At 46.0% G+C, this 24205-nt stretch carries 20 protein-coding genes and 1 tRNA gene; 14 read left to right on the top strand and 7 right to left on the bottom strand.

Going from position 1 to position 24205, the window contains the following annotated elements; genetic code table 11:
* The first annotated feature begins 80 nt into the window (after window positions 1–80).
* Entirely contained in the window at window positions 81–329 is a 249-nt protein-coding gene (locus AC1DXC_RS00585) for a hypothetical protein (RefSeq protein ID WP_477457176.1), read from the top strand.
* Between the two features lie 58 nt (window positions 330–387).
* On the opposite strand, the gene AC1DXC_RS00580 is transcribed toward AC1DXC_RS00585, so the two are convergent.
* The gene (locus AC1DXC_RS00580; protein ID WP_477457175.1) at window positions 388–855 is read right to left on the bottom strand and encodes a DUF4293 domain-containing protein; all 468 of its coding nucleotides are present in this window, start codon (window positions 853–855) and stop codon (window positions 388–390) included.
* A 367-nt stretch (window positions 856–1222) separates the two neighbouring features.
* On the opposite strand from AC1DXC_RS00580, the gene truA reads away from it, so the two are divergent.
* Both truA and AC1DXC_RS00570 read left to right on the top strand, forming a co-directional pair.
* Entirely contained in the window at window positions 1223–2026 is an 804-nt protein-coding gene (gene truA, locus AC1DXC_RS00575) for a tRNA pseudouridine(38-40) synthase TruA (RefSeq protein ID WP_477457174.1), read from the top strand.
* 133 nt (window positions 2027–2159) lie between these two features.
* On the top strand, window positions 2160–3914 hold the full coding sequence (locus AC1DXC_RS00570; protein WP_477457626.1) for an ABC transporter ATP-binding protein: 1755 nt from the start codon (window positions 2160–2162) through the stop codon (window positions 3912–3914).
* A gap of 2 nt (window positions 3915–3916) precedes the next feature.
* Here AC1DXC_RS00570 and AC1DXC_RS00565 read toward each other — a convergent pair whose 3' ends face one another.
* Window positions 3917–4168: a hypothetical protein gene (locus tag AC1DXC_RS00565; protein WP_477457173.1), complete on the bottom strand. Its 252-nt coding sequence runs from the start codon at window positions 4166–4168 to the stop codon at window positions 3917–3919.
* A gap of 349 nt (window positions 4169–4517) precedes the next feature.
* Between AC1DXC_RS00565 and AC1DXC_RS00560 the strand changes: the two genes are divergently transcribed.
* The 7 genes from AC1DXC_RS00560 to AC1DXC_RS00530 all read left to right on the top strand — a co-directional run bounded on the left by AC1DXC_RS00560 (window position 4518) and on the right by AC1DXC_RS00530 (window position 10180).
* Window positions 4518–5396: a cell division protein FtsX gene (locus tag AC1DXC_RS00560; RefSeq protein ID WP_477457172.1), complete on the top strand. Its 879-nt coding sequence runs from the start codon at window positions 4518–4520 to the stop codon at window positions 5394–5396.
* Window positions 5397–5511: 115 nt separating this feature from the next.
* Window positions 5512–5790 (top strand): DUF3098 domain-containing protein, encoded by a 279-nt coding sequence (locus tag AC1DXC_RS00555; RefSeq protein ID WP_477457171.1) that lies wholly within the window; start codon window positions 5512–5514, stop codon window positions 5788–5790.
* On the top strand, window positions 5787–6581 hold the full coding sequence (locus AC1DXC_RS00550) for an undecaprenyl-diphosphate phosphatase (protein WP_477457170.1): 795 nt from the start codon (window positions 5787–5789) through the stop codon (window positions 6579–6581). The genes AC1DXC_RS00555 and AC1DXC_RS00550 overlap by 4 nt, the downstream gene beginning before the upstream one ends.
* Window positions 6582–6793: 212 nt before the next feature.
* On the top strand, window positions 6794–7534 hold the full coding sequence (gene truB / locus AC1DXC_RS00545; protein ID WP_477457169.1) for a tRNA pseudouridine(55) synthase TruB: 741 nt from the start codon (window positions 6794–6796) through the stop codon (window positions 7532–7534).
* 65 nt (window positions 7535–7599) lie between these two features.
* Entirely contained in the window at window positions 7600–8550 is a 951-nt protein-coding gene (locus tag AC1DXC_RS00540; RefSeq protein WP_477457168.1) for a bifunctional riboflavin kinase/FAD synthetase, read from the top strand.
* A gap of 18 nt (window positions 8551–8568) precedes the next feature.
* Window positions 8569–9675 (top strand): acyltransferase family protein, encoded by a 1107-nt coding sequence (locus AC1DXC_RS00535; RefSeq protein WP_477457167.1) that lies wholly within the window; start codon window positions 8569–8571, stop codon window positions 9673–9675.
* Between the two features lie 103 nt (window positions 9676–9778).
* Window positions 9779–10180 (top strand): hypothetical protein, encoded by a 402-nt coding sequence (locus tag AC1DXC_RS00530; protein WP_477457166.1) that lies wholly within the window; start codon window positions 9779–9781, stop codon window positions 10178–10180.
* A gap of 112 nt (window positions 10181–10292) precedes the next feature.
* On the opposite strand, the gene uvrA is transcribed toward AC1DXC_RS00530, so the two are convergent.
* Entirely contained in the window at window positions 10293–13244 is a 2952-nt protein-coding gene (uvrA, locus tag AC1DXC_RS00525; RefSeq protein ID WP_477457165.1) for an excinuclease ABC subunit UvrA, read from the bottom strand.
* 391 nt (window positions 13245–13635) lie between these two features.
* On the opposite strand from uvrA, the gene AC1DXC_RS00520 reads away from it, so the two are divergent.
* The gene (locus AC1DXC_RS00520) at window positions 13636–14220 is read left to right on the top strand and encodes an RNA polymerase sigma factor (protein WP_133229196.1); all 585 of its coding nucleotides are present in this window, start codon (window positions 13636–13638) and stop codon (window positions 14218–14220) included.
* Window positions 14221–14509: 289 nt separating this feature from the next.
* Here AC1DXC_RS00520 and AC1DXC_RS00515 read toward each other — a convergent pair whose 3' ends face one another.
* From AC1DXC_RS00515 to AC1DXC_RS00505, 3 genes are all read right to left on the bottom strand, one after another.
* Window positions 14510–15598 carry an acyltransferase family protein gene (locus AC1DXC_RS00515; protein ID WP_477457164.1) on the bottom strand — a complete coding sequence of 363 codons (1089 nt, stop codon included), beginning with the start codon at window positions 15596–15598 and terminating at the stop codon, window positions 14510–14512.
* Between the two features lie 149 nt (window positions 15599–15747).
* Window positions 15748–16014 carry a GIY-YIG nuclease family protein gene (locus AC1DXC_RS00510; RefSeq protein WP_477457163.1) on the bottom strand — a complete coding sequence of 89 codons (267 nt, stop codon included), beginning with the start codon at window positions 16012–16014 and terminating at the stop codon, window positions 15748–15750.
* Between the two features lie 49 nt (window positions 16015–16063).
* Window positions 16064–16137, bottom strand: a tRNA-Met gene (locus tag AC1DXC_RS00505).
* 234 nt (window positions 16138–16371) lie between these two features.
* Between AC1DXC_RS00505 and AC1DXC_RS00500 the strand changes: the two genes are divergently transcribed.
* The 3 genes from AC1DXC_RS00500 (at window position 16372) to AC1DXC_RS00490 (ending at window position 19586) form a co-directional block, all read left to right on the top strand.
* On the top strand, window positions 16372–16752 hold the full coding sequence (locus AC1DXC_RS00500; RefSeq protein WP_477457162.1) for an START-like domain-containing protein: 381 nt from the start codon (window positions 16372–16374) through the stop codon (window positions 16750–16752).
* A 99-nt stretch (window positions 16753–16851) separates the two neighbouring features.
* On the top strand, window positions 16852–18276 hold the full coding sequence (locus AC1DXC_RS00495; RefSeq protein WP_477457161.1) for an LptF/LptG family permease: 1425 nt from the start codon (window positions 16852–16854) through the stop codon (window positions 18274–18276).
* A gap of 95 nt (window positions 18277–18371) precedes the next feature.
* Entirely contained in the window at window positions 18372–19586 is a 1215-nt protein-coding gene (locus AC1DXC_RS00490; protein WP_477457160.1) for a bifunctional 3,4-dihydroxy-2-butanone-4-phosphate synthase/GTP cyclohydrolase II, read from the top strand.
* Here the strand turns inward: AC1DXC_RS00490 and AC1DXC_RS00485 are convergent.
* Complete coding sequence (locus tag AC1DXC_RS00485; RefSeq protein WP_477457159.1) at window positions 19583–24064, bottom strand: translocation/assembly module TamB domain-containing protein; 4482 nt, start codon at window positions 24062–24064, stop codon at window positions 19583–19585. The genes AC1DXC_RS00490 and AC1DXC_RS00485 overlap by 4 nt on opposite strands.
* Window positions 24065–24205: the final 141 nt, after the last annotated feature.

The following is a 24205-nucleotide window of genomic DNA, read 5'->3' as shown; positions in this document are numbered from 1 at the left end:
AAGCTGCTTATAAAAGCGAAAGCCATCTCAATAAGGTGGCTTTCGTTGGTTTTAATAATACTTTAATAATTTGATTTGGGATGGACGCGGATAACTTACGATTTGAGCTTTTCCATAAGATTTTACAGGCAAACGAAAGGCAGCTAAAGGAGTTGAATAAAATGGTGACAGATTATTTAATATCTGAAGATGGCGACGAAGAATGGGATTCTTTACCCGAATTTCAAAAACAGCAACTAAACGCCTCAATGGCACAAGCAGATGCCGGCTTAGGCACGCCTGTTAATGAGGTTATGGATAATATCCGCAAAAAATACGGGCTTGATTAAACGGCCAGGCAAACCTTAAGGCAGTAAAAATCCGAAATCGCAAATCCGTATTCCGAAATTACCTCAGCCTATCTGCCGATTTCACCAACTTCTCGTCGCGTTGTATGGCTTTGAATGCAAAGATAATCAGGATGATGCTAAGCGAGGTAAGGAACAAGCCAATCCCCATATTCTTGTACTCGAGGGTAATATCGCCAACCACCTTCTTTACGGTTTGTGCCATCCAGAAGCTGTAGCCGATGAGCACCAGTATAGCGCTATAGCATAAGGCAATCTGCTGCTTGCGGTTCTTATAAAGGAAGATGATAACGAGAGGGACCAGCGCCGCAATTACGGTAACTACCGATAAGGCGGTAAAAACTTCGGTATGTTTTTCTTGTCCGTTCACTATTTCGTAAACACCCGTAACCGTTACGTTAACCAGTTTGCTATCCACATAAATATTATGTGCCAGCGGGAAAACAAACAGCCCGAACATCACAATAGAGGCAGCAAGGAGGTATATACTTTGTATTCGTTGTAGCATTTTTTTAGTTTAAGAGCAGCAAAGATAATTGTTTTAATAATTGATAATGCCAATTTGTTATTGCCGCATAAAAGATGAAATAAGGATGTATATTTATGTCGAATTTCAAAATGGGGATAATAGCAATCATCATCTTTCTTGGGTACGCCCACCTGGGCTATAAGCTTAAGCGTAACCCTGTAGCCTGGGGATTTATTGGATTAGGTGTACTAATCTCTCTCCCTTTGGCGGGTAGCCCTTTTTTACTACTAACAAATTCACCCGACACCAATCTGGTTTATTGGACGACCGTAAATTTGCTGACCATCCATAGCAGTTAATCACTTCGGGCACTGCCTACATAACAGTAGTTTACTACCTTTGCCCCGTGGCAGATACTCAGCGTTATTTTATCGAACTGGCTTACGATGGTACTAATTACCATGGCTGGCAGGTACAGCAAAATGCGGTAAGCGTACAGGAGCTATTGAACAAAGCCTTATCCACTCTGCTGCGCCTACCTATAGAAACTACCGGCTGTGGCCGCACCGATACCGGCGTGCATGCGACAGAGTATTTTGCGCATTTTGATGAGCCCCCCCGGCCTCCGCTGGCTAGCGGAGGAGCAGAAAATGCTGTTCAAAAGTTCCCTCTTCAGGGGGTTAGGGGGTTAAACTCCCTCCTCCCCTATGATATTGCCATTAAAAACATCATTCCCGTAGCCCCCGAAGCGCATGCCCGTTTCGACGCCACGCTGCGGAGTTACGAATACCATATCCATTTTGAGAAAGACCCTTTCAGGCACGGTTACTCCTGGTTGCTGCGCGACAGACCCGACCTGGATTTGATGAACCAGGCAGCGGCAATCGTCATGGAATACACAGATTTTAGCTGTTTCAGCAAATCTAATACGCAGGTTAAAACCAATAATTGTAAAATTGTAAAAGCAGTATGGGAGACCACCGAAAAAGGTATCGTATTCAAAATATCTGCCGACCGTTTTTTACGTAATATGGTGAGGGCCATAGTAGGCACGCTGATCATGGTCGGCCGCGGTGAGATACCCCCGGAGGGCATCCGTGATATTATCGAAAGCAAGAACCGCAGCAAAGCCGGCACCAGCGTACCCGCCTGCGGCTTGTATTTAACGGAAGTAAAGTATCCGTATTTGCCCCGGCCGCTAAATGGTTAGTAAACTATTAAGAATGAGTACAGAAAAAGGAAATAAAGAAACTGCTCAAAAAACGGCCCCTTCTGCTACAGGGAACACGGGGAAACCTGTTGTTACCGGCAAAGCCTTCGATTGGCAATTGCTCAAGCGCGTTATGCGTTACGTAAAACCCTATATGGGCGTGTTCGTGCTGTCAGGTTTCCTCACTGTTTTTTTGGCGGTGGTCGCGCTTATCCAGCCCATACTCATCCAGCGCACACTCGATAAATATATCCTCGCCAACAACTACCACGGGCTGGTTTTTATGGTAGAACTGATGGTGGGGCAGCTCGTTATCCAAACCCTTGCACAGTATTACCAAACATACCTCACCAACTCACTTGGCCAATCCGTCATCCGCGATTTGCGTATCGATGTATTCAACCACATCATCAGCTTGCGGCTCAAATATTTCGACCGCACGCCAATCGGTATGCTCATTACCCGTACGGTGTCCGACCTGGAAACCATAGCCGATATCTTCTCCGAAGGGCTTATCTCCATTATGGGCGATATGCTGCTGGTGATTGCTGTAATAGGCTACATGCTTGCCGAAGATTGGAAACTGGCACTGATCACGCTCATTCCCATGCCATTCCTGTTCGCATCCACTTATGTGTTCAAGGAGGCCATCAAATCATCGTTCCAGGAAGTACGCACGCAGGTGGCGCAGCTGAATACGTTTTTGGCCGAGCATATCAGCGGCATCAGCATTATCCAATACTTTGCCCGCGAGGAGCAGGAGATGCGCAAGTTTCGCGCTGTTAACCAAAAATACCGCGATGCTAACATTCGCTCCAACTGGTACTACTCTATCTTTTTCCCGGTGGTAGAAATTTTGTTTGCCATTTGTATGGCCCTGCTGGTTTGGTACGGCTGCAAAAGGATACTTACAGATCAGCAGCTGAACATGCTATCGGCAGATGCAAAGGGCGTAACCATCGGCAAGATAACCGCCTTTATTGCCTTGCTGAATATGCTCTTCCGCCCTATACGCCAGCTGGCCGATAAATTCAACACCCTGCAAATGGGCATGGTAGGTGCCGACAGGATATTCAAAGTGCTGGATACCGATGAGGTAGCAGCCGATAACGGCAAACTTGCACCACCGGTATTGCAGGGCGATATCCAATTTAAGGATGTATGGTTTGCTTATAACGACGAGAACTGGGTGCTCAAAAATATCAATTTCCACATCAAACCCGGCGAGACACTGGCTTTGGTGGGGGCAACCGGCGCAGGCAAATCATCTACCATCAATATCCTCAACCGGTTTTACGAGATAGGCAAAGGCCGGGTAACGGTAGATGGCCTGGATATAAGGGATTACAAGGTAGATTACCTGCGCTCAAAAATTGCGACCGTAATACAGGATGTATTTTTGTTTACCGATACCATCGGCAATAACATCAGCCTGAACAATAGGCAGATAACGCGCGAAGAAATCATCGCAGCAGCCAAAGATGTGGGCGCGCATGAGTTTATTGAACGCTTGCCCGGCGGCTACGACTATAACGTGATGGAACGCGGCGCAACCCTATCGGCAGGCCAGGCGCAGTTGATTTCGTTTATACGCGCTCTGGTGTACAACCCGGCCATATTGGTGCTGGATGAAGCTACTTCTTCCGTTGATACCGAAACTGAATTACTGATACAAAACGCTATCAACAAACTGATGCAGGGCCGCACGGCCATCGTAATAGCACACCGGCTTTCTACCATTCAAAATGCCGATAAGATTATCGTTTTAGACCATGGCGAGATTATGGAGAGCGGCACCCACCAGGAACTGCTGCGCATAGAAAACGGCTACTACCGCAAACTTTACGATCTGCAATTCAATTCGGCGGGTATAGCCAAGTCCGTTTAGCCTTACTTAGATTCCAATCGGCGGGCATCATCATCAGATGCGTCGGGCTGGTCGCTCTTCGGCGCTTTCTTTATGGGGGCAACGGGTTGCTCCTCGTTCTCGTGCTTTTTGGCTACATCGTGCTGTTCGGGTTCGTCGGCATGGTATTGCTTATCGCGTTGTTTCACTACGCTTTTGTGTCCCTCGTCGTTCGGCCTGTCGGTAGGCGTATCAGATGGCGATGGTTTATCGTGGTCGTTTGCGGGTGTTGTCATATATGGGATAACATTGGGGTTTAGGTATTTGTTTAAAAAAGCGTCATTGCGAGGAACGAAGCAATCTCCCTATGAGCAGAGCACCTTGCAAATCCGCCTGTAGAACGTAGAGATTATTGATGTGCTAATTTTTCTTTATGGAATCAATGAGCTTCCTTCGGTCGGTTGTCTTCGTTCCTCGCAATGACGATGTGGTGATGTGCGGAGATGTTGCGTTAATTATTGTTAATTATCCCGCATAAACTTTTACCTTTAGGGCAGGTTTGTTATTTTCGCAAACTATGGTGATAGCTGTGGGCTAAGCTTTCTTAGTCTCATATCTAAAAACTTACATCTCATATCTAAAAATATGGAAGAATTCGAAACAAGCGCATCGGCCAGGAAAACCAAAACGATATACATCTCTACCGTTTTTGGTATTGCCATGGTTTTATTGATGATCGGGCTGCTGGGGCTGATATTGGTGAAAGCGAATAACCTCTCGCGCTACGTGAAAGAGAACATCGTGGTAAATATTTTTATGGACGATGCCGCCCACGAAACCGATGTGCTACAATTTCAGAAACAGCTGGAAGGCAATCCCATGGTGAAGCAAACCCAGTACGTAAGCAAGGAGCTTGCCGCGCGCAACCTGCAGAAGGACCTTGGCGAAGACTTCGTGAAATTCCTGGGCTACAACCCGCTATCGCAATCGCTGGATGTGTACCTCAAGGCCGATTACGCCAACAACGCCGGCATCGAGAAATTCAAAGCCGAGCTGATGAAAAACCCTTTGGTGAAAGAAGTAAAATATCAGCAAAGTTTGGTAGACCAAATGAACCAGAACTTAAAATCGATTATCCTGGTGATATTGGCATTCGCCAGTATATTCGTGGTGCTATCGGTAGCACTCATCAATAACACCATCAGGCTGGCTATCTATTCGCAAAGGTTTCTGATTAAATCGATGCAGTTAGTGGGCGCAACAAAAGGGTTCATCCGCAAGCCGTTTTTGCTCTATGGTATATGGCATGGCCTTTTGGGCGGCTTGATCGCTATATTGATCCTTATCGGTACGCTTTACCTGGCTTACCAGCAAATACCCGATCTGGTTATCCTGCGCAACTATACCGAGTTTGGCATCGTGTTCCTGGGGATTATCGGCATCGGTGTTATCATGTCGGCCGTGAGCACTTACCTGGCGGTAAACAAATTCCTGCGCCTAAAAATATACGACCTTTACAGGTAGTTTATTAGTTCACTGGTTCATTAGTCATTAGTTCATTGGTGTAGCTGAATCAACAAATCACTCACTAATTCAATAATTCATTAATTCAAAAATTGCTCATTCACTAATTAATAAAATGGCACAAGTATCAAAACCGGTTGCCCCGGCTAAAACAACCGCTCCGGCTAAAACACAGCCGGTAAGTACCGCCCCGCAGGCGCAATTCGTGTTCGGTAAGGAGAACTACCTATGGCTCATTATCAGCATTGCTGTAGTAACCTTCGGTTTCGTACTGATGAGCGGCAAAACAGATATTTACAGCACCACTAAAATTGTGATTGCCCCCGTGGTAGTGCTGGCAGGCTTTGGTTTAGGTTTTTACGCGATCCTAAAAAAACCGGCCGCTAAAGCATGAATTTAATACATGTAATTGTACTGGCGATAGTTGAAGGCATTACCGAGTTTTTGCCTATATCGTCAACCGGGCATATGATTATCGCCTCCTCTATAATGGGTATCCAAAGCAACGAATTCGTAAAGTTGTTTACGGTAGCCATACAGTTAGGCGCTATACTTTCGGTAGTGGTACTGTACTGGAAACGCTTTTTCCAAACCCTCGATTTTTATTACAAACTATTCGTCGCCTTCCTTCCGGCCGCGGTATTCGGCTTGTTGTTCAGCAAAAAAATAGACCAATTGATGGAGAGCGCCCTAACCGTAGGCATCACTTTATTTATCGGCGGTATTATATTGCTGTTTGTTGATAAATGGTTTAACCAGCCCGATGTTAAGGAAGAAAAGGAAATAAGCTATTTAACCGCACTTAAGATCGGTTTCTTCCAGTGTTTATCTATGATACCCGGCACCTCGCGCTCTGCAGCTACCATCGTAGGTGGCATGAGCCAAAAGTTGAGCCGTAAGGCTGCTGCCGAGTTTTCGTTCTTTTTGGCGGTGCCTACTATGTTTGCAGCAACTGCCAAAAAACTATTCGATTTCATTCACGACGGCCATGTTTTTACCGGCGAAGAAATAAAGCTGCTGGCCATTGGCAACGTAATCGCCTTTATCGTGGCTTTGTTGGCTATCAAAACATTCATCACATTCCTCGAGAAACGCGGCTTCCAATTATTTGGCTGGTACCGTATTTTGGTAGGTGGGGTTATCATTATCCTGATCCTTACCAAACACGACCTGCAAGTTATATAAAGGATTTTTCTACAATATATCATTGATAGCGATGCGCCAAAAGCCATCGCTATTTTTGTTTGGTGGCTATTGGTCTGAACTCGAATTTTATGAAATCTATAGAACTTTACAGAATTAATGAATAACAGCAATGTGAGCACAAATTCTGGCTATTCTCAAAATTCCTTAAAATTCGAGTTCAGACACTTACCTTTGCCGCTTAAATTCTTACATTGAGCACTACTTCTTTCACCAATATACAGCAATTTGCCGATGGCCAGCTTTTGCTGGTAAACAAACCCTACAAATGGACCAGCTTTGATGTAGTTGGCAAACTGCGCAATGCCTTTAAGCCCTTAAAGCTAAAGGTGGGCCACGCCGGCACGCTGGATCCCCTGGCTACCGGCCTGCTCATCATCTGCACCGGCAAAATGACTAAGCAGATAGATACCTTCCAGGCCGAGGAAAAGGAATACACCGGCACCATGGTATTAGGCGCCACCACCCCCACTTACGATTTGGAGAGCGAACCGGAGATTAAATTCGATACCGCACACCTTACCGAAGAACAAATAAAAGCCGCCTGTGCGCAGTTTACGGGCGATATACAGCAGTACCCGCCGGCTCACTCTGCTATAAAAATTGATGGCGAGCGCCTGTACGAAAAGGCCCGCCGCGGCGAGGAAGTGGAACTGCGCCTGCGCAACGTTACCATTACTGAATTTGAGATAACCCGCATAGAGCTGCCCGAAGTTGATTTTAGGGTAGTGTGCAGCAAGGGCACTTACATCCGCTCGCTGGCGAACGATTTTGGCGCAGCCCTTAACAATGGTGCCTACCTATCGCGCTTACGCCGCACCCGCAGCGGTAATTACCGTATAGAAGATGCGCACGAAGTATTGGAATTGGTAAATACAATTAGGGAATTAAAAAGTGTTGGCACTGTAGGTGATTCGTCAATAATCGGCCATTAATTTGTAGCGATAGTAAAAAGCTTCTCAATTATGCTTTCTGCGGTTACCTTTGTGCTAATACTACTATGAAGATTTACCATCACATCGATGAGTTCGTTCCCGTAAAAAATGCCGTGGTTACCATTGGCACGTTTGACGGCGTGCATATTGGGCACCGCAAAATTATTTCGCGCTTAAAGGAATTAGCCACAGCATCTGATGCGGAAACGGTTATCCTTACTTTTTTTCCGCATCCGCGGATGATACTGCACCCCGAGGATGAAAACATCAAGCTCATCACCACCATTGCCGAAAAAGCATCGCTGATGGAGCAACTGGGGGTTGACCATTTGATCATCACCCCTTTTTCGAGGGACTTCAGCAACCAAAGTGCCGAGGAATACATCCGCGATGTACTGGTGAAGAAAATCGGCACTAAAACTATCGTCATAGGTTACGACCACCGCTTCGGCAAAGACCGCAAAGGAGGGCTGGAAGATTTGCTGCGCCTTGCGCCCGAATACGGTTTCGAGGTATTGGAAATACCCGAGCAGGATATCAACGATGTGGCTATCAGCTCTACCCGCATCCGCACTGCCCTGCTCGATGGGGAGATTGATATCGCTAACGAATGCCTGGGCTACCCTTTCTTCATCACCGGTAAGGTTATCCGCGGCGACCAATTGGGCCGGCAGCTAGGCTACCCTACCGCCAACCTCATGTTGGAAGAAAAGTATAAACTTATCCCATCAGATGGCATCTATGCCGTACGCGTAAATGTAGAGGGAAAAGATTACAACGGCATGGCCTATATAGGCCACCGCCCCACCGTTAACGGCATGACGCGCAACATCGAGGTGAATATCTTCGATTTCAATCAGGAAATTTACAACAAGCAGCTCCGTATGGAGTTTCTTCACTTCGTCCGCGAGGATATCCACTTCGCATCGCTGGATGAACTGGTGGTGCAGTTGGGTAAAGATAAAGAAGATGTACTGGCCCTGCTGATTATGGATAACCCGCAGTTTAATACCTAGGGCAAGGGCTACAAATAAATGGATAACGACAAATCTGCCCCGGCAATACTGCAAACAAAACAACACTTCCACATCCTCGACGGTTTAAGGGGCGTAGCAGCCTTATCTGTAGTTACCTTCCATTTTATGGAATGGGCCTATAGTGATTACAGTAAGGATTTCATAGGGCACGGTTTCCTGGCCGTAGATTTCTTTTTCTGCCTATCGGGCTTTGTTATCGGGTACGCGTATGACGATCGTATAGGAAAAATGGGCGTGCTGGAATTTTTCAAATCGCGCATCATCAGGCTGCACCCGCTGGTTATATTAGGATCGGTATTAGGCCTGCTGGCCTTCCTCTTCGATCCCTTTGGCGGCCACCCCGAATTATACAGTGCAGGCAAAGTTGCGCTTACCTTTATCTGTTCCCTGTTGCTTATTCCCCTCCCCGTAATAGCCGATCGTGGCTTTAACCTGTTCAGTTTCAATGCACCGGCGTGGTCGCTCTTTTGGGAATATATTGCCAATGTTGCATATGCCTTCGTGCTTTGTAAAATAAACCGACGCTACCTGCTGCTTCTAGCCATTTTGGCGGCCCTGGGTATTTGCCTTGTGGCCTACCGTTCGGGTAATTTAATGGGTGGATGGAGCGGCCCAACCTTTTGGGATGGTAGCGCCCGTATAACTTATTCCTTTTTAGCAGGGCTGCTTATTTACCGCGCCAACTGGATCATCAAAAACAAGTTGGGATTTATCGGCATAGCCATATTGTTGTTCCTGGCTTTTGTGATGCCCTTTTCTAAGTGGAACTGGTTGTCCGAACCTTTGGTAGTACTCTTCTACTTCCCTTTGTTGATAGCCCTGGGCGCAGGGGCTACGTTAACGCCCGGCTTAAAAAAGATATGCATCTTCTCGGGGGAAATATCCTACCCCTTGTACATGACGCATTACGCTGTGCTGTGGATGTTTGGCAACTATTATGGCAGCCATAAACCGGGCACCGGGCAATTGGCGCTTATCATCATCGCCTCATTGATACTGTTAGTGGGCGCAGCTTACCTGGTAATGATAATTTACGATATCCCCGTTAGAAAGTATTTAAGCCGGAAACGTAACGAGAAGCTTGCCGGATTAAAAGCAGGCTAAATTTATACCACCCCAGGGGCAGGAAGGATCCGAAACCAATATCTGTAATCGATTCTTCGGAAAGAAATATTTAAATTTACACGCCTTATCAACGTCTTAAAGCATGAAAAAATTTATCCTAACGCTATTTATCTGTTCTGTAGGCCATATACTGCTAGCGCAGGATAAAACCGCAGCGGCAATTACACCCGCCTTTACCGATTCGCTAAAGCAACAGATACTGCGCATTAAACCGACCGACCTCAACATCACAAAATTGGTATATACCAGCACCATATCTGCGGAGGGGAAACTGCTGAAGCCATTTATCATGAGGCAGTTTGGGGGTGGCAGTGTAGGCGACAATGATTTCGTAGTAAAGCTTAGGCTGCTGATTATGGCCGCTCCTGCATGGCAGCCAGCCTTCGATAAAACGCAGAATAAAGCGGTGGATGATTCGGTATTTTTTGCTATTACGATAAAAAGGGACGGAGTCGTTATCAAAAGAATAGACAGCATCGAGTAATCAAAAACCGATAATAAAAATAGCGATGGTAAATCCTATCGCTATTAAAACTTCTGCTCCCCCTTGCGCCACCGCTATAGCTAAGGCGACACGCGGTTAGGGGGCTATGCCTCTAGGCCCTCACCTCAAACCGCTCTTTTAAAAACTCCCCGGTAAAGCTATCTTCTTTTTTAATCAAATCTTCGGGTACGCCCTCGAATACCACGTTACCGCCGCGGTTGCCGCCGCCAGGGCCGATGTCTATCACCCAGTCGGCGCATTTTATCACGTCCATATTGTGTTCTATCACAATGATGGTGTTGCCATGATCCAGCAGAGCATCAAATGATTTCAGCAGTTTTTTGATATCGGCAAAATGCAGGCCGGTGGTTGGCTCATCAAAAATAAAGAGCGTTTTATGCGTATTGTTGCCTTTCACCAGGAACGATGCCAGCTTGATACGCTGCGCCTCGCCGCCTGATAATGTATTGCTCGATTGCCCTAATTGTACATAACCCAAGCCAACATCAACCAGTGGTTTTATCTTGGCCAGTATTTTAGGCTCTTTTCCGAAAAACTCCAGTGCTTCATCAATAGTGAGCTCCAATACCTCGGATACGTTCTTTTCATTATAAGTAACATCCAGGATGTGTTGCTTAAAGCGTTTGCCGCCGCAGGCTTCGCAGGTTAAAAAGATATCGGCCATAAACTGCATTTCTATCTTCACTTCGCCTTCGCCCTGGCAAACATCGCAACGGCCACCTTCTACATTGAACGAAAAAGCCGATGGCTTTAGCCCTGCCGCTTTGGCCACAGGTAGCGCTGCGTACAGGTTACGTATCTCATCCCAGGCTTTTACATACGTAACCGGGTTTGAGCGCGACGAGCGGCCTATGGGGTTCTGGTCTACCAGTTCTACCTGTTCTATTTTGGCGATGTCACCGTCGAGGCCATCGAAACTCCCGGTTTGCTCGCCGTTGTAATTGCCCAATGCCTTCTGCAGTGCAGGGGCCAGCACGCGCTTTACCAAACTTGTTTTACCGGATCCCGATACGCCGGTAACCACCGTAAGCACGCCCAAAGGGAACTTCGCATCCACATGGTTCAGGTTGTTTTCGCGTGCGCCTTTTATCTCAATGTAATCGTTCCATTTGCGACGATGGGCAGGTATGGCAATCGCTTCGCGGCCACTCAGGTATTTACCCGTAAGGCTGTTATCATCTACGATGATCTGCTCGTAAGTGCCGGTGAAGATGAGGTTGCCGCCATGCGTACCGGCTTCGGGGCCGATATCGATGATATGGTCCGCGGCCTTCATTATTTCCTCTTCGTGCTCTACTACCAATACCGTGTTGCCTACATCGCGCAGCGATTTTAACACCCCAACCAAACGCTGGGTATCGCGGGGGTGCAAGCCTATGCTTGGTTCATCTAACACGTAAACCGATCCTACCAGGCTACTGCCCAAAGAGGTTGCCAGGTTGATGCGTTGAGATTCACCACCCGATAAGGTATTAGAAAGACGGTTAAGGGTGAGGTAGCTGAGGCCTACGTCATTTAAAAATTGCAGGCGGTTGTTAATTTCCAGCAGCAGGCGTTTGCCTATCTTAACATCGGTAGGGCTGAGGTTAAGGCTGCTGAAGAATGCCAGGGCGGTATCTAAAGGCATCAATACGATATCCGTGATAGATTTGCTATCGATCTTCACGTAAGATGCATCCTTGCGCAGGCGGCTGCCCTTGCATTCGGGACAGGTGGTTTTGCCCCGGTATCGCGATAGCAGCACCCGGTATTGGATTTTATAGGTCTGCTCTTCCATCTCCTTAAAAAAGTCATCCAACCCACGGAAGTATTGGTTACCGCTCCATAGCAGTTGTTGCTGCTCGGGTGTAAGTTGGTTGTATTGGCGGTGGATAGGGAAGTCGAATTTTATAGAACTTTTCACCAGCCTGTCGTTCCACTCGCGCATCTTTTCGCCTCGCCAGGGGGCAATGGCGCCTTCGTAAACGGTTTTGCTTTTATCGGGGATAACCAGATCCTCGTCTATACCGATAACCTTGCCGTAGCCTTCGCAACGCTTACAGGCCCCATAAGGATTATTGAAGCTAAAGAAGTTTGGCGATGGCTCCTCGAAACGGATGCCGTCGAGTTCAAAGCGGTCGCAGAAGAAACGCTCCTGCTCTACAGCCCCACCTAAATCCTCCCCGATAGAGAGGACTTCAGAGGATTCGGGCAATTTATATCTTACATAGCAATCGCCCTTGCCTTCGAAAAACGCAGTCTGGATACTATCGCCAAGGCGGCTGACGGTTTCGTCCTCGTCGTTTTTAATCACACGGTCTATAACGATGCGCAATGCATCGTAGGTAGTAGTTTGCGAGTGGTCGGCTTCGGACTCTGCGGCAACTTTTTTGGTTTTTGTTTTCCCTATTACCTGTTCCACTTCGCCTTTTGCGCCGAAAGCGGTATTATCGATACTGTCATCTTCCAGCATGCTTTCTATGCGGTTCAGCTGACCATTGTACTCCACGCGGATAAAGCCTTTTTGCATCAGTACCGCAAGCTCCTCTTTAAGGCTGCGGTTATTATGCGGATGCAGCGGGCAAAGGATGGTTACCTGTGTTTCTGTAGGCAAGCCCATGATAAAGTTGATAACATCGGTAACGCTATCTTTTTTTACCACACCGCCCGATACCGGCGAAATAGTTTTGCCAATGCGCGAGAACAACAGCTTAAGGTAATCGTATATCTCGGTACTGGTGCCCACCGTAGAGCGCGGGTTGCTGGTGATTACTTTTTGCTCAATTGCTATGGCAGGTGCTATGCCTTTGATATAATCTACATCTGGCTTGTTCATACGGCCCAAAAACTGGCGCGCATAGCTGCTCAGGCTTTCTACATACCTGCGCTGCCCTTCGGCGTAAAGGGTATCGAATGCCAGCGACGATTTGCCCGAACCCGACATGCCGGTGATAACCACCAGCTTATTCTTGGGGATGGCCACATCCATATTCTTGAGGTTGTGCACCCTGGCCCCTTTTATGATGATGTGTTTCTGCGGGTCTTTTTCGGCTTCTTCGATCATTGCTTGTTTAAAATATCTATGGTCCATAGTCGTTAGACCATGGTAATAAACGTTTTATAATTAATATGGTGTTAAACTTTCGCTATGGACCATGGTCTAAAGAACATGGACGCTTGGAGCCGCAAAAATCCTAAAATATTTAGCTTTTTCCAAATGGGTTGTACATCATTATAGCGATAATGTAGTGTTTGGGTGAATACTTGCAATGGGCTGACATGGGTTTAAAATGATGATGGCATGACATTGCACCCCCTTAAAAAATATTTGTTTTTATTTCTAAGATTATTATATTTGAGGGTAACATTTTTTAACCCCTAAAAGAAACGCTATAGACACAACTCTACTCAATAAATAACGATAAAGATTTTAATTTAGTTTATTAGTAGTTTCTATGGATTTTCAATTGAAAAGTGATCAGGATCTAATCCATCTATATGTCGGCGGTGACGAAGCAGGGCTTGTAGAGCTCATCCGCAGATACCAAGCCAAAATTTATACTTCTATTTACTTGCTCGTAAAAGACGAAGCACTGGCCGAAGATATTTTCCAGGATACGTTCATAAAAGTTATTAATACGCTAAAAGCCGGCAAATACAACGAGGAGGGCAAGTTTTTGCCTTGGGTAACCCGTATTGGCCATAACCTGGTGATTGACCATTTCCGCCGCGAAAAACGTGCGCCGATGGTTAGCAATGGCGACGACTTCGATATATTCGAGGTACTGGGTAATTACGACGAAAGCGCCGAGGACCGCCTGGTGCGCGAGCAAACCCATAAGGACCTGAAATCGTTGATTCAACTGCTGCCATCAGAGCAGAAGGAAGTGCTGATTATGCGCCACTTCGGCGATATGAGCTTCAAAGAAATTGCCGACGTTACCGACGTAAGCATCAATACCGCCCTTGGCCGTATGCGCTATGCATTGAACAACCTGCGCAAGATGATGCAGACCAAGGAGTTGAGTTTAAAGAACTAAGGATTAGCCATTTGGCGAAACGATAAAACGCGATGGAGACACCTGTGGTGGTGTTTTCGTCGCGTTTTTGTTTAAGTAGCTGGAGCAACTCTAGCTGCCGATCTTGTAATTAAAAAACCGACGATATCCTGCCATATTGTGTGGCTTTAATTTGGAACGGTGCACCTAAAAGGAAATCATGACCAATAGAATTGAAATAAAAAATATTGACTTCTGCCAGTTTTGGGTTTTCTAAATAGCAAACTTTAATTCCCTAACGCATTCACCATATACTGTTAATTGCGATAGCCTAATTGCTTGCATAAAAGCGTTCGCGCATTTTTTTCAAATACTTTGCAGCCGGTTTTTCTATTACATAATAAGTTATTGTACTAAACGCTAATGTTCCAATAGCTACGTAGCAAAAGCTAATAATTAGGTAGTTGTTAAGGTCAATGCCCAGTACCTTTGATATTTTATCAAAGGATTCAATAAACAAAAAGTGATTTACATATAACGAATAGGATATAAGGCCTAAAAAGTAAACAGCTTTACTGGATAAAAACCGATTGATCGTATTTCTTTCTGTTATATAAACGATAAAAAAGGGCATCGAAAGGATGATCAAAATGTCCGTCCTCTTAAAAAAAAGCAAAACAAATAGTGGAATGGCTAAGTATTTTACAAACACAACTTGTTGTTTTATCCTTTCAAAACTCAAATAGGCAAAAATACCTAATAGGTATGCTGCAATAGTCCGTAAAAAGCTAGCCGGACCACGGGTGAATGAAATTACCGGATAAAAACCTTTATTTTTATATAAATAATAATAATTACCCCAGTTTAAAAAAGCACTTCTAAAAGTGCATATCGCTATAAATATGATAATTGACGCCATTAATAGCATCCAGGCTTTGTTCCTAATTTTCCATATAAAATAAAACGCTACCGGAAAGAAAAAATAAACAACCCATTCGTTTGTTAATGACCACCCTGGTGAAATCAGGGAGTCGTTTGAAAAATGAAATATCCCCTGTAATAAAGTTAAATTTACAATAAGGCTTTTAAAATCACCTGAATGAAAAAGGAGAAAATACAATAGCGTTACAACGATATATAAGGGAAATATCCTGGAAAATCGCTTATACATAAACGCTTTATAATCATTTTTAAATAGATGATTATTAAAGTTGGCTGATGATGTTAAACTTAATAAAAAGCCACTTAGCACGAAAAATAAATCGACCGATAAATAACCATGACCAATAAAAACCGCCAAATAATCGTTAATCGGCTGCGGTTTTTTATGAAAAAACACCCCATACCAATGGAAAACCATTACATAAACAGCAGCCAAGCCACGTACACCTGTTAAACTCTTTATTTCATTTGTGCTCATAGGTGTTGAACGTTGGCGAGTATAGCGCGTAAACGGTAAACATAATCATAATAACAATAAAAGCCTTTTTTTTCAAGGGGCCTTCTGCCAATGTAGCGGGGAGCATGATCGAACTGGCGTCCGCTTACCAGCGGATATGAACCTGCGCGCTAAACATCTGAGCTATCAAATTTTGATTTAACGATACCCCATATAAACTGCCTTCCATTAGCAGTTTTAAGTTGTTTTTCGCGTTTCATCGCTTCGGCTTTTGTTGGGTACTCTTCGATATGAGCAATCACCCATGGGCGATATTTTATCGTATGCCCTTTAGTGGCTAACTCGTTATGAGAAAGGAATCGGTTAGTCATATCGGATGTACTGCCGATGTAAATTTGGTTGAAAGTTGGCGAGTATAGCGCGTAAACGGTAAACATAATGGTAATAACGAGAAAAGCCCCTTTTTCAAGGGGCCTTCTACTAATGTAGCGGGGAGCAGGATCGAACTGCCGACCTTAGGGTTATGAATCCTACGCTCTAACCATCTGAGCTACCCCGCCATAAATATTTTCCAGGACTGCCGTCCGCTTGCCAGCGGATATGAATCCTACGCTCTAACCATCTGAGCTACCCCGCCGGGTGGTTATTTTAAGCACTCGTTTCAGCGAGTACTACTTTTCGGAATATATTTCGATGCTTCCCGAAAAAGGTTTGCAAATATAGCAGAAATTAGTTTTCTTTAGAAAAAATGTTAACATTTACATTTCCACCGGTTGCTAACGATTAACCCGCCCATGTCCGAGAAGAAGAAATTCAATTTAGAATACGAGATAAAATCCTCTCCCAGAATACTGTACACCTTCCTGAACGAGGCTAACGGTTTATCGCAATGGTTTGCCGACGATGTTACCGTGCGCGACCAGATTTACACTTTTACCTGGGACGATGAGAAGCAAAACGCCAAACTCGTTGCCATTAAAGAGAACAAACTGGTGCGTTTTAAATGGGTAGACGATGAACCGCAAACCTATTTCGAGATGGAAATTATCCAGGATGAGCTTACTAACGACGTGGCCCTGGCTGTTACTGATTTTGCTACGCCCGATACCCTTACCGAGCGCAAGCAGATATGGGATAACCAGGTAGATTACCTCATAAGCGTGCTGGGCGCATAACCCCTCCGTAATTTTCTGTATTTTTGCGGCCTTAATAACAATATGCACCGATAATTGCAGTTATGCATATGCAGTTGCCGTGCTGCCGAATTTGCCCCGATGAAGAAAATACACCTCCTGCTGCTCAAATCATTCATAAGGCCGTTTATCGTTACCTTGTTCATTGTGATGTTTGTGCTGCTGATGTTGTTTTTGTTCAAATACATCGATGACCTCATCGGCAAGGGCTTCCAATGGTATATCATCCTGGAGCTGATGATGTACAACTCTGCTACCAACGTGGCTATGGCGCTACCCTTATCGGTATTGCTATCTTCTATCATGACCTACGGCAGCCTGGGCGAAAACTACGAACTGGTGGCCATCAAATCGGCAGGCATTTCTTTGCGCCGCGCTATGTACCCTATGATGTTTGTGGTGGTTATTTTAAGTATCGCCGCTTTCGCCTTTTCCGATTGGATGCTGCCGCGGGCCAACCTCAAGTACTACTCGCTGCTGTACGATGTACGCAAGCAAAAATCGGCCGATCTGCTGCCCGAGAACATATTCACCAATCGTTTCCAGGGCTACGCTATCCGTGTGAAAAAGAAAGACCCGGACGGGCAAACCCTGCATGATATCATGATATACCAGCGTGGTGCCTTGCAGATAAACCACATCGTAACCTTCGCCAAATCGGGGTTAATGTACCGCACCAAAGATGACAAGTTCCTGGTGTTAAGGCTTAAAGATGGCGTGCGCTATGAAGAAACCCCAAGCGACAATAACTACTTCCAGCGCCAGAAACTTACGCGTTTCCGGTTTAAAGAAACCGAGCAAAAATTTAGCTTAGACGGAATGGGGATACAACGCACCAACCAGAACGAGTTCAGGAGCGCATCTATGATGATGAACCTGAAGCAATTAGATCACTACGTAGATTCGGCAAGCCGTTACGTAGATAGTACCATAAACACGAACTATACGCTCATCAGGCCCTACATAAAGTATTTTGCGCTGCCCGATAAATGGGCAGCTATCAAACATGTTGCCCCTGCCGATAGCAATCTATTGAACGGCATAAATGAAAAGCTCAATTCTTACAACAACGCTGCTATTGAGGTAAAACAGCTGCAGGATGTGCTTCGGAACCGTACCGATAGTTATAAGGATTCGTCCAAGAGCATCCGCCGCTATATCATGGAATACCAGCGGAAGTTCACGCTCGGCGCGGCCTGTATCGTGTTATTTTTGATTGGCGCGCCGCTTGGGGCCATCATACGCAAAGGGGGGCTTGGCCTGCCGGTGGTGGTATCGGTTATCTTCTTTTTAATTTATTACATCATCGGTACCATAGGCGAAAAATCGGCCAAGGAGGGCGACCTCTCCCCTATTGTTGGCGCCTGGATAGCCATTGCGGTATTGTTCCCGATAGGGCTTTTCCTCAGTTATAAGGCCGCTACCGATTCCGCAGTATTCGATATGGATCTGTACAAACGCTTCTTTAAACGTTTCCGTTTGCGCAAGGCAAAGCAGCCCATATAGTTTTACAAATTACCGACTGTATTCCTTCAATTATCATCTAACTTTGTTGCGCCCCCCCGTTTATAGTTTTTAAGCACTTCGGGGCATTCATAAATATGCATACTTTGCTCAACACCATACCCGAAGCGATTGAGGCTATAAAGGCCGGCAAAACCATCATCGTAGTTGATGATGAGGATCGCGAAAACGAGGGCGATTTTTTAACCGCTGCCCGCAACGCAACGCCCGAAACCATCAATTTTATGGTACGCCAGGGCCGCGGGCTGGTTTGCGCGCCCATCACCACCCGGCGCGCCCGCGAGCTTGAGCTGGAGCCGATGGTGAGCCACAACACCACCTCGCACGAAACGGCCTTCACCGTTTCGGTAGATTTGCTGGGCCATGGCTGCACCACAGGCATATCTGCTACCGACCGCTCAAAAACAACCCTCGCACTGATTGATCCGGCCACCAGGCCCGAAGATTTGGGTCGCCCCGGGCATATATTCCCTTTGATTGCTAAAGACGGCGGCGTGCTGCGCCGTTCGGGCCATACCGAGGCGGCTATAGATCTTTCTGTTTTGGCAGGGTTTGAGCCAGCCGGCGTTATCTGCGAAATAATGAAGGAAGACGGCGATATGGCCCGCCTGCCCGAGTTGCTGGAGATTGCCAAAGAATTTAACCTGGTTATTGTATCTATAAAAGATTTGATTGCTTACCGCCTGGACACCGAATCGTTGGTGCGTAAGGAGGTATCGGTAAAAATGCCCACCCAATGGGGCGATTTCGACATGATTGCCTATACCCAGCTGGATACCGGCGAGAATCACCTTGCCCTTGTAAAAGGCGAATGGCAGGTTGGCGAGCCTATAATGGTGCGCGTACACAGCAGCTGCGTTACCGGCGATATCTTCGGCTCCTGCCGTTGCGATTGCGGGCCGCAATTGCACAAAGCCATGGAAATCATCAGCAAAGAGGGTAAAGGAGTTATTATTTACATGAACCAGGAAGGCCGCGGCATTGGCCTGGTAAACAAGCTTAAAGCCTACCACCTGCAAGAGAACGGGCTGGATACAGTTGAAGCCAACATAAAGCTGGGTTTCGGCATGGATCAGCGCGATTATGGCATCGGCGCGCAGATATTGCGTAGCCTGGGTATATCTAAAATGCGCCTGCTTACCAATAACCCAAAGAAACGTGCGGGGCTAATTGGTTATGGTTTAGAGGTGGTAGAGAACCTGCCGATAGAAATCCCTTCTAACCCGCATAACGAGGCCTACCTGCGTACCAAGCGCGATAAGATGGACCACGCCATCATGCGCGAGCATTAATCATCTGCGCCGTCGTCTGAGTCTTTATCATCAGGGGCGGTATTGGTAACTGTTGGCGCCATGGTTGCGGCAGGTACGGGCAACGGCGTTGTTGGTGTTTTATTCCTCCGGCTCTGCCTGAAAATATTGCGGAAAAATTCGCCGATGGTATCAAAATCGCGTTGGTAAACCAAACCAATACCGTTTACGTATTGTACCCCCAGTTGGTCGTTTATGGAATTGAGCGTAGTGCTGTTGAGCGCGCGGTACGAGTACCTTGCGCGCAGGTTGCCGTCTTTCCGTATCAGGTACTGTATCTCAAAATCTTTATTCAACGTGCGGAAATCTGAATTGAACAGGCTGGTACTGCTGTTAAAGATATCGCTGGTGCCTGTGTTAGAGTAAAAGCTGCCGTTCAGCAATAACCGTTCGTTCAAAAACCTGAAGCCTAAGCTGGCATCGTTAAGCGAACGTATGTTCAAATCGAAATTTTTGATGTTTGATTGCGATATGAAGTTATTGAGCTTATTGAACGCAAACTCGCTTACGGCCTGGGTTGCTGTGCCCACCACCTGGTTGGTTAGGTTATTGCCCGTGCCCGATGCAAAATTGCGCCGCACAATAATGCTTAGCGCCTGCTGGCTGCGATTATTATTATCGGCCAGGTAAGTACTCAGGTCGTCTTTTATAGAGGGGTCTACCGGGAAGTTGAAGTTGAAATCGATAGTAGGTTGTATCAGCGATTTGCTTATGAGCAATTCTGCCTGCACCAATACCTGTTTTGCGCCATAGGGCGAGGTTAAGCCCGCCGCGTTATACAAGGGGGCAATATCGGTACGTACCTCGTACAAAGCCTTTAAATTAATTTCGGCATTGGCGGGGTTGCCTGTCCATCTGATGGTACCGCCCTGGCTCACCACGAAGTTCTTGCTGATAAAATCCTTGGCCGTAAATTCGAATTTACCCGAGGTGATGAGGAAATCGCCAAACATCTCGAAATCGCCGAGGCTGTTGATCTTCAACTGTAAGTTTTTTGCCTGCCCGGTGCCTTCCAGCACGCCGTAATCGGTACTGATGCGCACAATTGTCTTCTCATCCACCGTAAGGTCGAAGTTGAGGGTAACGCCATTAAAAGCGTTTACTTTGGCAACTACTTTACGGGTGGTATCGTTATGGTCTACAAATTTGATGAAGTCGTAATCGGCCGCGGTAGAAGAGGTGTTTAGCGGAATGTTGAAAATGGTACCAGCCTCGGTACTGGCCGTTATATCAATTTTCATGTTATCCACCGGGCCTTTGAAACTGAAGGTACCCGAGCCATACGCAGTACCATAATACAGGTGGTTATCTTTAAAGGTTGTATTAAGCGCCAACAGGTTTCGGGCTTCCAGCGTAATATCTATAGTGGGGTTTTTGATGTTATTTAGGTCTACCTTTCCGTTGGCTGTACCTGTTCCGCCTTTAAAATCTTTCAGCACCATGTTATCTATGTTGATAACGCTATTGGCCATGCTTAGCTTATGGGTTACCGTATAGGCTGTTTTAAGGTAATCAACCGTAACGCCTGTGTTGTTGAGGGTAAGGTCTCCATTCAGCTCGGGGCTGGATGGCGAACCGGACAGCTTGAGGTTGGCAGATACCGTTCCCTTGAGATCGGATACGAGCCCTTTTACGAACGGCTCGAAGATGATGGCCTCGGTATGATCCATTTTTACGTCGAAATCGAGGTTGTCGCCCGCATCGTGCCCAAGCGTATATACGCCCGAAAGGTTAAGCGTTTCTAAACCATGGTGGGTAATGTTTACCTTAACATCGGCTTGTTCGCGCTCGTTATCCAGTTTCGACTTTATCTTTACATCACCCACCAGCGTTTTGTTCATAATGAGCGAATCGATAGTGAGGTTAGCATCCACACCCGGTTTTTTAATAACCGACGATAACACCACATCGCCATTCAATGCGCCCTGCAGCAACACACCCGATGGCTTGGTAAGCTGGTTAAGGGTGGCCATGCTGAATTTTTGGAAGGTTACCTTAAGCTCATCTGCCGGGTTATCGGATATAAATCCGTTTATCTTCACTTTTTGCACGCCGTTGGAAAGCTCGAATCCCGACACCTGTGTTTTGCCATCAAGCAGGCGGATGCGAACCTGGTCTTGTATTTTCCAGTTCTGGCGTTCAAGCACCACATCCGATGGCAGCAATTTTAGTTTAGCAGTGGTATCGCGCCCAAACTCAACCAGGCCGTAAAGGTCCAGCTGGTTGGTTGCATCTTTATCAGATAGCTTAATGTTGAAGTTGAGGCTATCGTTTTTCAGAAAGTTGGCAATGTTTATGTTTTTGATGTAGAGGCTATCCGTAAGGTCTATCCTGTTCAAGGATACGTTGAGGCTCAGCATATCATCGCTGGTGCTTTCATCTATGATGAAATCGTGAAAAACAATTTTGCCCAGCTTTATCGTCTTTATCAACCCGCTCAGGGTGGCTGTCTTGTCGTTTGAATTGAACTTGCCCACAAACGTACCCTGGTCGGGTATCTTTAGGTCAGGCCTGAAGATGGCCAACACCGGATCGAGGTTTTTCAAAGTCAGGTTAAAATCGAAATTCTGCGGCTTGGGCTGGGTAATATCTGTTTTTAATGACGGGACGTACTTTTTGGCGATGGTTTTGAAATACGATGGCAGGGTAGCCAGGTTAAAGCTGCCTTTGATACTGCCGTCGGCCACGTCCGAGTGTAAGGAAATGGTGCGGGCATCACCCTTTCCGCTTGCGTTTATGGCAACCGTGTCCACCACATAACTCTGCCGCGGGTCGGTAATTCTGATGCAGGTAAGCAATATGTGTCCGTCTAAATTCTCGAGGTTGTTGCCCGAAAAGTTAGTATTCAGTTGCGATGTAACCGTAACGGTATCTTTTATCAGTTTCAGCTCGCGCAGGCGGGCATTATCTACGTTGCCCGTAAAATCAAAAATTGGCAGGGTGGGGTTCAGGTTAACACTGCCGGCAATGTCCAGCTTTACGTTCTTGTCTTTGATAGATAGCTTACCTGCGGCTATCTTTTTGATAAAGGTGCCGCTGGTTACCAAATTGCTATAATTATAGCCTTTATAGCCAATGTATTTTATTTTGGCGTTGCCCTTTACGTTAAGGGTTTTCAAATCGTCGCCACTGCCGCTTAGGTTGCCTGAGAGGGTAGTGCGGCCGAGATCCTTATTATCCAGCAAACTGCCGAGGTTAAAATCGGTAGCGGTTATCTTGCCGCTGTAACTTGGGTCGCCCTTTTTATTTATTTTAAGGTTGATGTCCGGGTCGAAACGGCCCAGGGCGGTCTTGAACGTGCCGAAAGCAACAAAGTCATTTTGCAAACCGGTGAACCTGCCGGTAAAGTTTACGTTGCCGAATTTGCCTACTATAGCCGGTATCTTTGCCGTGGGCTTGCCGGTGAAGTGGCTATACAGGTAATCCAGATCTTTCTTGTTGGTAGCCACCTGGTCGAATTTCAACTGCAGGAAAGTGTTCTCCCAATCGGGCAGGCCGGTGAGGTTAAAATCGCCTTTTACAAAGGTGGCCTGGCCAGCCGTTACAGTAAGGTTTTTTGCCCGCAGGTTATTCACCATGCCCTTTACGCGCCCATCAACCCCCAGTTCAAAGTTTATCTTGCCGAGGGAGGTAGTGAAATAAGTAATATCTTTTGATGACAGGTGAGAACGCTTGATATCGGCATCCATGGTAATCTTGTTCTCGAAATCGTCGAAATCATCGAATGATTTGAACCTCATCTTAAAAAAGTTGCTGAATTTGGAGTTCGGGGTTACGATAGCCAGGTTCTGCAACAGTATTTGTGTGGTATCTATCGTAGTATTAGCGCTGAAGTGGTTTACCTTAAAACCGCTTTTCTCCTGTAAGGTAAGCCCGGCAACATCGGCTTTAAAAAGGTGGTTCTTCAAATCCATGTTGTTTACCACTACGCTGAAGTGCTTTACGTCCAGGTCATCAAAGTTAACGCCGTTTATTACCTTGCTCCGTAAATTATTCTTGTACCTGAAATGGAAGTTGTTGAGGGCAATCTTCTGGAAGGTTAATGACCAGGGTTTGCTCACCGGTTTTTTGGTGGTATCGCCGCCTGAGTTGAAATAATCTATAATGAATTTCAGGTTGGTGGTGCTGTCTCTTTGTTTTTTGAGGTTGATGCTACCATTATCCAGTTGGATGGATTTAAAATCGATAACCCGCCTTTTGATGCTATTGAATACAGAGAAGCCGCTAAGCTCTACAGATAATTTTGGCGTGCTAAGCAGGGTGTCCTGTTGCTTATCCAATACGTAAAAACCCTCCAGCACTACCGATTTAAATGGTACTACGTACAGGCTTTTAATATCAACCTTGGTATTGAGCTCTTTGGACAAATAAGCGGTCGCCTTTTTTGCTGCCCAGGTTTGCACCGGCTTATATTGGAATAGTATTAACACTATGCTGACAAACAGCAATAGGATCAGCACGATGCTTAACGCTATTTTGAGTAGTTTTTTAATAACTTTGTATTTAATTAAAAGTTCAAAAGTAAAAATTCAAAAACGGATAAAGTGTTTTACTTCTGAATCGATTTATTAACCCAGAAGCAGGTCGCTCTTTTTTTGACT

It is taken from the genome of Mucilaginibacter sp. P2_D11 (assembly GCF_056404435.1).
Note: the sequence above shows the minus strand (reverse complement) of the source record. Positions and strands in the feature narration are given on the sequence as shown.